Source organism: Danxiaibacter flavus (assembly GCF_041060425.1).
Taxonomy (GTDB): Bacteria; Bacteroidota; Bacteroidia; order Chitinophagales; family Chitinophagaceae; genus Danxiaibacter; species Danxiaibacter flavus.
Window position 1 is genome coordinate 441,904 of sequence record NZ_JAULBC010000006.1, and the last position, 12,505, is coordinate 454,408.

Below are 12,505 nucleotides of genomic sequence, written 5' to 3' on the forward strand. Positions count from 1 at the left end.
CGGGAGGGCCCTGGGTTCGAGTCCCAGCGGGATCACAGAAAAACGCCTTCTTTTCGAATAGAATTGAAGGCGTTTTTATTGGAAGAAGGATCTGCTAGCCCAGTTGGTAGAGCATCCCGATTTAATCGGGAGGGCCCTGGGTTCGAGTCCGAGCGGGTTCACAGAAAAACGCCTTCTTTTCGAATAGAATTGAAGGCGTTTTTATTGCAATTAAGATCTGATAACTCAGCTGGTAGAGCATCCAGATTGTTAATGTATGGGTCCTCGGTTCGAGTTGCAGCTGGACACTTTAACTTAACCAAATTGGCAAAACCTGCGTAAAATGAATGTTTTTCGTGGGTTTTAAGTTCTTTATCATTAGATCTTAAGGACTATCTTGCCAAAGACTGTTTGTGATTCTAATAACCGGTGTGCTTCAACAGCTTCTTCGAATGGTAAAACTTTAGAAACGTATGGTGTTATCTGCCCATCAACAGCCAGATGAAAAATTTGAGACAGACTGGATCTGATGTCATCTGCTGATATAGAGTTCAAACTAAAACAAGTGATGGTTAACGAGCTTTGAAATCGTTTTAAAAATTCCATTCCAAAATCAGCATTGGGGAATCCTGCTGCTACTCCATTAAGTACATATACTCCGTTATCTTTCAAAAGGGCAATATATTGAGCCAATTCAGAACCTGCAACAGGATCGATAATTGCATCAAATTTTTGATCATCGCCTTCCCATTGCGATAAATCTATAAAATTACGAACACCAAGATGTTGTAGTTTCCCTCTTTGTAGGGCTGCAGTAGGGGCTACGCTGACTTCATATTTATTAGCCAATGCTAATTGTACGGTTAATGAGCCGATTCCGCCACCAGCTCCTCTAACATAAACTCTTTCTCCTTCTGATAAACGAGCGCGTTGTAGAGAATAGTAAGCTACCAATGCATTGATGCCTAAAGAAAGAGCCTGATCACTTAATAATTTCTCAGGAACTTCGACCAGTGCGGATTCATTAACAACCACCTGCTCAGCATAACCTCCAAGAGTAGTCATTGCGTAAACACGCTTGCTTATCCATTCTTCTGACACGTTGGCTCCAACTGAATTTACAATTCCTACAATCTCCATTCCAGGAATAAATCCAGCATTATCGAGGCCAGGATATAGCCCTTTACGTAATAGAATGTCTACTCCTCCTACACCACATGATTCAACATTTATCAGAACTTCGTTTTCTTTTGCAACTGGTGCCGGTACTGTAGTTAGTGAAAGCATTTCGGGACCTCCAAACGCTTCAATTTTAATTACTTTCATACTTTTCTATTTAAAATCCAAATGTATAAGTTGTCGAATTTCAGCGCAAGGAAGTTACCTTCAGGTTACCAGTAACTTAGAGGTATTACATATGATTTCATTATCTTTGTATTACTAAAAATTATATATGTCAGTGCCTATAGATTGTAAAAAAAATATCATTGCGATTCATGATACACTTGATGTCATTAATGGAAAATGGAGAATTTCTATTCTTGCTTGCCTGACAATGAAATCTGAACTTCTTTTCACAGAGCTGAAAGCAGAATTAGCTTCTATCTCATCTAAAGTTCTTTCCACGGAGCTACGTTTTTTGGAGGAAAACAAACTTATCAGCCGTGAGGTTTTAAAATTACCAGTAGTTAAGGTTATGTATAAACTAACTCCTTATGGAAGAACATTGGAAAGCCTTGTTTTTTCATTACTGGACTGGGGGCTTACTCATCGTTCCGAAATGACAGGAATAAACGGTTTGGGTATAAACACTAACGAATACATCAACGAATTAAAAGCAAATTTGCCAACACGGACTCCAAAGCCAAAAAATTTCTTTGATGTGGTTTTATAATTAAAGCAGCCATTGCTCTTTCCCCATTTGTCCCAAATGTATAAAAGGTCCTAAGAAACATATCTTATTAATTAAACGACTGCCTGAAAGCCAAAGGAGTTTGACTTGTTTTCTGTTTAAATAACTTACTAAATGAGGAAGAATGTTCAAATCCCAATTCATAGGCAATTTCACTTATCGATAAATCCGTTGTTGAAAGCTTTTCTTTGGCCTTTTCAATGATTTTATGGTGAATATGATCCTGTGTGCTCTTTCCGGTCAGAACTTTAAGTAAGCTGCTAAGGTAATTTGGAGTCAGGTTTAATTTATTGGCCAAATCTTGTACACCAGGAGTACCGTTTTTCAAAAGATAGTCTTCATTGAAATACTCATCTAATATCAGTTCCAATCGGGACAGGATTTTATCATTTGAGATCCGACGTGTCAGAAACTGCCTTTCATAGAAGCGCTCACTATAATTAAGCAATAATTCAATCAGTGATATGATAATGTTATGGCTGAATTTATCGATATTGGACTGACATTCCTGTTGTATCGTTTTAAATACTTCCACTATCATCTGCTCTTCTTTGTGTGAAAGAAAAAGCGCTTCATTTACTGCATAACCGAAAAAAACGCATTTGTTCATTCGTGAGGCCAGGGCCGTTTTCCATAGAAAATCAGGATGGATCAATAAAAGCCAACCTGAAGGATCGGCAGCTGCGTTAGGATCTATTTCTATACGGATTACCTGTTGAGGCCCAACCATAGCAAGTATCCCTTCATTAAAATCATAGCTCTGCTGTCCATAATTGAATTTTTTAGCTACGTTCCGCTTTAGTCCGATTGAATAAAAACCCTGTACCCATCTGATATCAGTGTACTCAAGTGGGTATTTTACGAGACTATAATCTATTAGGCTTACCAATGGATGATCAGGTTTAGATAAACCGCTGAACTCGTGAAATTCAGCTATGCTATTTAACTTAATATCTGCTCGCATTCCATAAATTTTTAAAAAAATGATAATGGAAGCCCGGTTTGAAGGGATCCAAACCAGACTTCCAAAGACATCAAAGGTTCTACCATTCCTGATCTGTAGGAAGTATAAAGATTTCCGAAACATCTACATAATCCGGGGATTCTAAGGCATAAATCATACTATTGGCGATATCTTTCGGACTTAAAAATGTCATCTGACTACGCAGCCCTTCCATATCTTCTTTATATCCATTATCCGAAATAGAGTCAATTAGATTGGTATCAACAGCTCCAGGCTGTATGCTGGTTACGCGGATATTATGCTTCTTCCCAACTTCCATACGCATGATATCCGAAAAGGCTGCCACAAAATGTTTTGTACCACAATAAACCCCTAATCCTTTAAAAAGTTTACGCCCTGCAATAGATGATACATTGATAATGTGTCCACCATGCTTGTCAACCAATTCGGGCAAAACAGCTGCTGTAACATTCAGAACACCATTTATATTAACATTCACCATTGCCTCCCATTCTTCTGTTTTAAACGAATCAATATCTGAAGCCGGCATGATACCTGCATTATTGATCAAAATATCGATAGTTCCGAATTTTTCCTTCAGACGTTCAATTCCAGCTTTTACACTTGCTTTATCTGTTACATCCAATCCAAGAGAAACAGCTTCGCCGCCAGCCCGATGAATTTCATTTTCGATACTCTTAAGCTTATCAACATTTCGTGCAGCCAACCCTGTTTTAACTCCTCTCGCAGCCAACGCTTTTGCAACGCCTTCTCCTATTCCACTGGATGCCCCTGTAATCAAGGCAACTTTTCCTTTTAGTTCCATATACTTTTAATTTGTTTCTGCGAAATTGCAGCAAGCCTCCGGAACTAATTTTGCCAGATCTCCGAACCTTTTTGCCGAATCTTAGATTCTGAAAAATTTCACTAAATATCGGAGCCGATATGCAACACTTATATTAACTCCTTTAACAAAAATAAATTCGGCAAGATTTTTTATCGTTGCCGAATTCCTTACCAATCCAATAGACTACTTATCCTGGATCTATTAAAAATAAAATGCTGGTCCAGATTATCCCTTTAGCTGCTCGGATATTTTGGCCGTATCGATTAAATACCACATCTCAACGAATTTATTGTCTTCTACCTTGTAGGAAGCAAACTCCATAAACTCTATTGTTTTTCCTGTTGGCAGATTTCCAAAGAATTCCCGGGCAGGAGTACCAACATCCCTTAACCTGGCAGCTATTCGATCTTCATTTACAAATAGATCCTCAATATGCCATACATAATCCGGTACTACATCTGTAAGCCACTTAAGCCCTCCAAGGGCATCCTCTTTTCTGCCAGGTACTCCATTGATCAATACCTCATCGTTAATTAATTCAGCAATTGTGGCAAAGTCGCGCGCATTAGCCGCTGTAACATATTGCTCATAAAACGTTTTTAAATCACGCATGTTCTAAATATTTTAAAATTGTCCAGCAAAAATAAACCCATTAGTTACCAAAATATACTATTTTTGTATATTCTAGTAACGAATGGGTAACCAGATTTTAAAAGCCATAAAATATGAGAGACAATAATTTTTGCAATTCGCACTGCCCGTTGACCAGAGCTGTAGGAGCAGTTGGAAATAAATGGAAACCATTGATATTACATGTCATCAGGGAGCGTACCGTTAGGTTTGGACAACTGGATGCCATCATTCCTATTATAACCAGAAAGGTTTTGACTGAGCAGTTAAAAGAATTAGAAGAAGATGAAATCATTAGAAGGGTAGCCTATAATGAATTACCGCGAAGAGTGGAATATTCATTAACTGAAAAAGGATTGGCGTTTTTACCGATATTAGATCAAATGCAAGAATGGAATATTCGTTTTGACTCAAAAATAAAAGACCCGGAGAACACTATTGAATTATTTCGCTGACACAGTTCATGTTACAGTCTCCTATCTGGAATTTCCTGAACTTCCCTAAAAAACAGGCGGTTTTACACTATAACAAGATAACAAATGAATTCTCGGCTTTTTGTTTACTACCCGGCTTCAGTTTCGGCAAACGAATAACACTGAGCAACAGAATAAACAATGAGCGTTTGTATAACGCCCCGTTGTTCAAGAAAAAGAATTAATTCCCCTTCAAAACCACCGGTTCACTTATTCCATTAAGATCATACACAATTTTCCCGGCACGAATAGTCAATTCACATTCAAGTTTTTTATTTCCTTTGATTTTGTCGCCGGCGTAATCAAAGAAACCAAAATTGCCATCGCGCAAATTAAAGATGGCAATATCGGCTTCTGTGCCGACAGATAAATTTCCAAGTTCAGGTCGCTGTATCTCCTGTGCAGGATTCCATGTAGTCGCTTTTATTACCGCTGGGAGGTCCATTCCTATGTTTAGAAACTTCGACATTACATTTAGAAGATCTTTCATTGCTGCATTCATGCTTCCGGTATGCAGATCAGTGCTGATGGAATTCGGATAAAAACCACTTTGGATCGCAGGTATTGCCTGTGAAAACCTGAAACTTATTCCTCCATAACCAACATCGAAAAAGATCCCGTCTTTCTGCGCTTCTATCACAAATGGTTTTACTTTTTTCGTAGCACTATCGACAATGCTTTCACGTGTGCCAAGTTGTGCAAAACAATGCGTGAAGATGTCTCCTTTGCGAAGATGTTTAGAAAATAATTCTTCGATAGATAACGGTGGTTTGGCTCCGCCAAAATCAACCATTACAGGTATATTAGCAAGTCTTCCGGCTTCTGCTGCACGGTCCGCAGCAATCCAGTCATGACCTTCAAAATGGGCAAGTTTTATTCCTATTACATCTTTTTTATTTGCCTTTGCAACGTTCGCCGTTAACTTCGAATCCATATCTGTGGTATTCTGCTCCCAGCTTCCGCCGCGCATTCCTTCACCCACAATATTTAAAAAAGCAAGTACCCTTGTTATTGACTTGTCGATGATATTTTGTTTAAACAAGGGAAAAGTTTTCCATCCTGAACTTCCTGCATCGGCAACTGTAGTAACGCCATTGCGTAAAGTAAACCCATCGGGACGAAGTGCAGCTGTGCCATCCATTAAATACTGGTCTGCATGCGTTCCTTCAAAATTGTGCGTGTGAATATCAATGAGGCCCGGTGTTACAAACAAACCTTTTGCATGTACAACTTGTGTTGCTTTTGATGCATCAATATTTTTTGCGACACCAACAATTTTTCCGTCAGCAATAGCAACATCCATCACTGCATCGAAATTATTTTTCGGATCGATAACATGACCGTCTTTTATTACGATGCTGTAAACCTGACCCCATGAAAGCGTTGCCTGAAAAATTATGATAAAGACGAGAAAAACTTTTCTGTTCATATGATGAGGTTTATTTGTTTTTATTCTTAATCGCTAGTCTGCAGATTTTTTTCGCGCTTTTAAAACATCCTCCCTGGTTATTTCATCCGGATTATTATTGAAATGTTTTCTTATATACGTCAGTACTTGCGCAATATCTTCATCTCTCAAAAAACTATGTTGTGGCATTACGTTATTGTATTCTTTGCCTTTTACTGTGATTCGTGAATTCAGGCCATTTAAAACAACATCAATTAAAATTTTCTTGTCTCCATTAACCCATTCAGAACTGTCCAAAGGGGGAAACCGGCTGCCGTCTCCCTTTCCATTGCGCTGATGACAAAAGACGCAGTAAGAATTATAAACCTGTGAGCCCGGAATGGGCTTGTCTTTATAAAGATTATCTTTTGTTTCATCAGGCATGCGAATGTTTGAATTCAATTTTCTTTTTTCCATTGCAGCAAGCTGATCTTTGCTAAACTTGTTTTTATCTCCTTTATACATGACGCGCCAGATCTTTCCTTTTTGCGAATCAGAAATGTACAGTGAACCATCCGGACCGACAGCAAGACCCATTGGCCTGTAAACTGCATCACTTGTATTTACAATGGGATCAACACCTGCGAAACCATCAGCAAAAACTTCCCACTCACCCGATGGTTGTCCATTTGCAAAAGGAACGAAACAAACAAAATAGCCTGCCTGCGGATAAGGCGATCTGTTGGTAGAGCCGTGAAATGCAATGAATGCGCCATGTTTATAATGTTCCGGAAATTGATCTCCTTCGTAAAAGAGCAGATCATTTGGTGCCCAATGAGCGGGAAAACCCATGATGGGTAATTGCACCGTGCTGTCTCTTGCAGGTATTTTTCCGTCACCTCCATATTCCGGTGCAAGCACGTTTTTCTTTTGTAGTTGATCATAGTAACTGTACGGCCATCCAAAATTGTCTCCGTCTTTCACCTTGATAAATTCTTCCGCAGGTAACACCGCGCTTTGCCAAGAAGTAAATTTATCTGGCCACAACAAATGAAGATCATCTCTTCCATGCATTACGACGTATAAATTTTTATCATCCTTATTCCAATCCATTGCCACCACGCTTCTTATTCCTGTCGCGAATTTTTTCCCATCCTTTTGGGTGAGACCAGCCTTGTTTGCATCAAATTGCCATACGCCGCCGTAATTTTCTAATTGAGGACAAGGGTCAAGACCTTTAAAACCCGGAGTGCCTCCCGGCGTTCTAACCAAATCCTGGCAAGCATTTGACGGTGCACCAAACGGAACATACATGTGTCCCTGGTCATCAAATGAGACAGGCTTAGTGATGTGCCAATGGGAGCCTCTTAAGCTATCATATTCTGTAAGCACCACTTCTGCTTTGCTTTCAGGTATAAGCTTGCCAGGTGTTAATTTGGTTCTGTAAATCACCAACTCAGAACCGTAATATAAATAACCATTGTGTATGCGCATGCAATTGGAAAGACCGCCTTCATTATCATAATCTCCAAAGTGAACGATGGAGTCAGCTTTGCCATCGCCATCAACATCCCGCAACGCGACATTACCTTCACCTCTTTTTGATCGACTCACTTTTACATAGATGTCGCCATTATCATTCACTGCAAGGTGACGTGCAGGACCAAGGCTGTCAACAACTACAACCGCTTCAAATCCGCCAGGAAGAAATAAGCCTCCGTTACCAGGATCACCTTTGGGTAATGACGGTTTTAAATTGCATTGAGTGAACGCGATAAGCGTAAGGAAGTAGAAAATTGCTTCGTATAAAAAAGCTTTCTTGATGTGCATGTTTGTATTCGTTGCTTTTATACTGAATTTTTAGTTCAAATAATATCGGCACGTTTTCAATTGTAGTAATTCGAAATCTTCGTCCTTGTTGTTCAGCGTGTCAATAAAAATCAAACAGCTATTGCCTGAACGGTTTCGCTGCAAGACCATTGAGATCCCAAACAATTTTCCCTGCGCGAGTCGTTAACTCTGCTTCCAGCTTTTTATTTCCTTCGATCTTGTTTCCGCCTGCGTCTACAAAGCCAAACTTTCCATTTTGTATACTTAATACAGCGATGTCTGCAACAGTGCCTTCACCAAGATTTCCAAGTTCTTCATGCCTGATTGCTTTCGCGGAATTCCATGTGGCACGCGTTACAGCATCTTCCAGACTCATGCCAATCGCCATATATTTAGACATAATATTCAACATGCTTTTCATGCCGGCATTCATGCTGAAACGATGCAAGTCACTCCCAAAAGAGTTTGGAGCGAGGCCCTGTTGAAACGCAGGAATTGCCTGGCTAAACCAAAAGCCTGCGCCACCATGACCTAGATCAAACAATACCCCCTTTTTCTGCGCATCCAAAACAAAAGAACGAACCCTGCCTGAACTATCCACGACCGGCATTCGCTCAGTTATCTGTTCATAAGAATGTGTGATGATATCGCCGGGACGCATCTTTTGCAATTGATCATGCAGGCTGTATTGCGGCAGATGGCATTCAACAAATATTGGGGTATTTGATTTATTAGCAGCTTCCAATGCTTTGTCAAACGGCGCCCAATCGGTTCCTGTATAATGACCAATCTTGACGCCTACAATTATATCCTTGTATTTTTCAGCAACAGAGGCAGCAGAATCGGCATTCATATCATTGATGTCTTCTTCAGTTGGTTTGCCACTCATTCCTGAGCCAACAATGTTTACAAATGCGAGAATGCGGGTTTGTGATTTGTCGATGACCTGCTCTTTGAAGAGCGGAAAATTTCTCCATCCTGAAGTGCCTGCATCAACAACAGTAGTTACTCCTGATTTGAAAGTAAAATCATCAGCCGATACACTGTAAATGCCATTGGCAAATTTATCGGGCGTGCTTCCTACAAATACGTGCGTGTGTATGTCTATTAGTCCCGGTACAACATATAATCCTGTTGCATCAATTGTTTTCTTTGATTCCGTTGCGGAAATATTATTGCCAACTTTAGCAATCTTCCCATTGGCAATCGCAATATCTTTTACAGCATTGATATTATTTTTTGGATCGATAACATGACCATTTTTTATGAGAAGATCATATTGCTGCGCATGCAATAAAAACGGAACGAAAAATAAAATGATAAAAATGTTTTTCATGATAAATTTCATTACGACGAAGATTTGATTTTTAAACTCATAATGCTTTGAGCGATCTATCATTTACTTTTTTGTAATTCTTCTTCCCATGCCGGTGCACTAATGCCATTCAAATCCCAAACAATTTTTCCTGCACGGATCGTTAGCTCTGCTTCCAATTTTTGTGTTCCTTTTAATTTAGTTTTTCTCACATCAGGAAATCCAAAATCTCCTTTTCGTAAATTGAACACTGCAACATCTGCATCAGCCCCAATACTTAAATTTCCGAGATCAGGCCTCTTAATGACATTCGCGGGATTCCATGTAGAACGCAGGATCACCTCTTGTAAACTCATACCTAAAGCAAGAAACTTCGACATTACATTACTCATGTCCTTCATGCCACCATTCATACTTTCCGCATGCAAATCTGTGCTGATCGTATTCGGCCAAAATCCCTGCTGCGCAGCAGGGGCAGCTTGTCGCCATGAAAATGCACCACCACCGTGACCTACATCGAAAACAATGCCTCTCTTTTGTGCAGCAAACACAAATGGCTTCACTTTACTATTGCTATCAACGATTGTTTCTCTCACCGTGGGTCCATAGGAAAATGCATGCGTGAAAATATCCCCGGGTCTCAGATGTTGCATAAACAAAGCTTCAATCGAATTTGGTGGCTGATGTTCACCAAAATCAACCATTACAGGGACATCCGCAAGTTTACCCGCTGCAACTGCGCGATCCACCTGCATAAAATCACCCCAGTAATGTGCTGCTTTTATCCCGACAATAATACCAGGAAACAGTTTCTTGATCATGTACGCAGTTTGCTGCGGATTCATATCAGTTGTATCCTGTTCTTCAAAACGACCAACCATACCATTGCCAACAATATTTAAAAATGCCAGCACTCTTGTTTGTGCCTTATCTATCGTTTGCTTCTTGAATTGCCGGAAATTTCGCCAGCCAGAAGAGCCTGCATCAACAACAGTTGTAACGCCAGCTCTGAATGTAAATCCGTCAGGCGGCAAACTCGTCAAACCATTTGCGATATACGCATCCACATCCGTTCCGTTAAAAACATGCACATGCATATCGATGATGCCGGGCGTAACATACAATCCATGTACATCGATCAACTGCTTTGCATTTTTTGCAGCAATATCTTTGGCCACCTGCAATATCTTTCCATTTGCGATTGCTACGTCCATTTGCTCATCGATTTTATTTTTAGGATCGATGACATGTCCGCCTTTCAATAAAATATCAATTTGTTGAGCGTGTAAAATATTTGCACAAAAAAATATCAGGCCGATAACGTGAACTGCTTTTTTTGCAAATTGATATAACGTTTTCTGATGAAGCATTGAAAGAATAATATTTTATACGAGATGACAGGTTCAATTTGGAAAGCTCTGTGAAACTCTGTGTCTCCTCCGGCTGTTTCTCGGTGTAACAAAAAAAGTTACAAGCGTTCTGACTTTTTCTCACGTTGCCAATGGCGGCCCGCCAGGCACCTTTATTTCTTTTGGTTGAATTTTATAACTTGTTCGCTTCGCTGTAAATGTTGCAGTACGATATTCTCCCATATAAATAGAACCCGCGATGGTATCACCCGAAATTGTTCCTGAAAAAATAAACGTGACCGAATCTGCAGGATGGCGATCAACACTTCTCATTTTTACGGATGTATCGCTTTCAATTTCGCCTGTTAATTCTCTTACAGTAAACTCACCTTTATGTGAACCTTTTATCCATTTACCATCTTGTTCAATAAACAGCATATGATTACCCGTGCTGCTGAAAAACTGAACCGCCGTGTCCCAGCTTCCGGTAAGATTTACATTGGGCATTACCATTGTTGTTACTTTTGGTTCACGTTTTTTCGTAAGCACTTCATACACGCGTTCTGCAACAATTTTGTCATTGCCTGGCTGCATTTGTCCGGTTGTTATGTTGATGGATGTTTTTCCTTCTTTTGTTTCACCCCCAACAGCAACACGCGGTTTGTTTCTTCCAAGTTCTTCTGCAATTTCTTCACCAGTGACATTAAACTTTGCCGGATCCCAATAAATATTAAGCACAGGAGATTTGTTTGATAAAGCTGTAGGTTCAAAAACAGAGGTAGTAATGCCATCTATTGCTGAAACCTTTTTAGAGATCGTGTCGAGATAAGAAAGCCATGTTTTCCATTCTGCAGGATGATCTCTTTTTGTCCAGGCTTCAACTGCTGCAAGCATTCCCATCATTTCTTCTCTTCCCACTTTATTATCACGGCAAGGACCATGATGCGGAGAACTCGCCTGCCAGGCAGACATCAAAATATCTTTTCTTCCCAGTACCAATCCTGCACACTGCGGACCACATATGGCTTTACCACCGCTATATACAACAACATCCGCACCATGTTGCAGATGAATGTTTGGAATAGTTAATACTTCTGCTGCTGCGTCTACGAGCAAAGGAACTTTATGTGCCTTCGTAATTTTTGCAACATTCTCTACAGAAAATGGCCGACCCGGTTCAGTTGCTTCATCAGCCATAAGATAGACCATTGCTGTTCTGTCATTCAATGCCCGCTCTAAATCTTCGGGTGTGTCAACCTGTATAATTTTTACACCAATATTTCTTATCGCATGATCGTATACATTTCGTGAGGGTGTTGGTATTACAACCTCTGTTTTATCAAAGCCTTCAAGATTTGGAATGCGGATTAGTTTTTCAGGATTGCCACCTGTAACACAAGCTGCTGTTATGTGTTTCATTCCTGCGGCACAACCTGATGACACCATTGCCCATTCTGCACCTGTCAATTCTGCAAGTCTTTTTCCTACACCATCACCGAGTTCATCGTATTGTATAAAATTTTTTGATGCTGCTTCCATCGCTGCACGCACTTCCGGACGCTCAATTGATCCGCCAATGATGGTAAATGTACCGCGACAGTTGATGATTGGTTCTACACCAATTGACTGAAAAATATTTGTGTTCACGGGATCGCCCGTTGGGGTGAAAAAAATATTTTTTTCTGCGGGTGATGCAAACAAAGATTTGACAGGAGCCAATACTCCGGCGAGCGGAAGCATTGTAAAGCCCTTAATAATATTCCGGCGTTTCATAATGCTGTTTTTTTGCTTGATTAGTTTTTCTTTATTGAACTATAGA

General features: G+C 40.0%; 11 protein-coding genes. 2 read left to right on the forward strand and 9 right to left on the reverse strand.

The window, feature by feature from the left end:
• Window positions 1-357 precede the first annotated feature (357 nt).
• Window positions 358-1,305: a quinone oxidoreductase family protein gene (locus tag QTN47_RS18940; RefSeq protein WP_369330977.1), complete on the reverse strand. Its 948-nt coding sequence runs from the start codon at window positions 1,303-1,305 to the stop codon at window positions 358-360.
• A 127-nt stretch (window positions 1,306-1,432) separates the two neighbouring features.
• Here QTN47_RS18940 and QTN47_RS18945 point away from each other — a divergent pair, with 127 nt between their 5' ends.
• Window positions 1,433-1,873, forward strand: coding sequence for a winged helix-turn-helix transcriptional regulator (locus QTN47_RS18945; RefSeq protein ID WP_369330978.1), 441 nt, complete (start codon window positions 1,433-1,435; stop codon window positions 1,871-1,873).
• 67 nt (window positions 1,874-1,940) lie between these two features.
• On the opposite strand, the gene QTN47_RS18950 is transcribed toward QTN47_RS18945, so the two are convergent.
• From QTN47_RS18950 to QTN47_RS18960, 3 genes are all read right to left on the reverse strand, one after another.
• Window positions 1,941-2,855 (reverse strand): helix-turn-helix domain-containing protein, encoded by a 915-nt coding sequence (locus tag QTN47_RS18950; RefSeq protein ID WP_369330979.1) that lies wholly within the window; start codon window positions 2,853-2,855, stop codon window positions 1,941-1,943.
• A 79-nt stretch (window positions 2,856-2,934) separates the two neighbouring features.
• The gene (locus QTN47_RS18955) at window positions 2,935-3,681 is read right to left on the reverse strand and encodes an SDR family oxidoreductase (RefSeq protein WP_369330980.1); all 747 of its coding nucleotides are present in this window, start codon (window positions 3,679-3,681) and stop codon (window positions 2,935-2,937) included.
• Between the two features lie 246 nt (window positions 3,682-3,927).
• Entirely contained in the window at window positions 3,928-4,314 is a 387-nt protein-coding gene (locus QTN47_RS18960) for an ester cyclase (protein ID WP_369330981.1), read from the reverse strand.
• A 113-nt stretch (window positions 4,315-4,427) separates the two neighbouring features.
• Here QTN47_RS18960 and QTN47_RS18965 point away from each other — a divergent pair, with 113 nt between their 5' ends.
• Window positions 4,428-4,787, forward strand: coding sequence for a winged helix-turn-helix transcriptional regulator (locus QTN47_RS18965; protein ID WP_369330982.1), 360 nt, complete (start codon window positions 4,428-4,430; stop codon window positions 4,785-4,787).
• Window positions 4,788-4,986: 199 nt separating this feature from the next.
• Here QTN47_RS18965 and QTN47_RS18970 read toward each other — a convergent pair whose 3' ends face one another.
• The 5 genes from QTN47_RS18970 to QTN47_RS18990 all read right to left on the reverse strand — a co-directional run bounded on the left by QTN47_RS18970 (window position 4,987) and on the right by QTN47_RS18990 (window position 12,459).
• Complete coding sequence (locus QTN47_RS18970; protein WP_369330983.1) at window positions 4,987-6,234, reverse strand: amidohydrolase/deacetylase family metallohydrolase; 1,248 nt, start codon at window positions 6,232-6,234, stop codon at window positions 4,987-4,989.
• Between the two features lie 33 nt (window positions 6,235-6,267).
• A complete protein-coding gene (locus tag QTN47_RS18975; RefSeq protein ID WP_369330984.1) occupies window positions 6,268-8,022 on the reverse strand; it encodes a PQQ-dependent sugar dehydrogenase in 1,755 nt (584 codons plus the stop codon).
• A 118-nt stretch (window positions 8,023-8,140) separates the two neighbouring features.
• Complete coding sequence (locus QTN47_RS18980) at window positions 8,141-9,358, reverse strand: amidohydrolase/deacetylase family metallohydrolase (protein ID WP_369330985.1); 1,218 nt, start codon at window positions 9,356-9,358, stop codon at window positions 8,141-8,143.
• Window positions 9,359-9,417: 59 nt separating this feature from the next.
• Window positions 9,418-10,707: an amidohydrolase/deacetylase family metallohydrolase gene (locus tag QTN47_RS18985; protein ID WP_369330986.1), complete on the reverse strand. Its 1,290-nt coding sequence runs from the start codon at window positions 10,705-10,707 to the stop codon at window positions 9,418-9,420.
• Window positions 10,708-10,827: 120 nt separating this feature from the next.
• Window positions 10,828-12,459: an aminotransferase class V-fold PLP-dependent enzyme gene (locus QTN47_RS18990; RefSeq protein ID WP_369330987.1), complete on the reverse strand. Its 1,632-nt coding sequence runs from the start codon at window positions 12,457-12,459 to the stop codon at window positions 10,828-10,830.
• Between the last annotated feature and the right edge of the window lie 46 nt (window positions 12,460-12,505).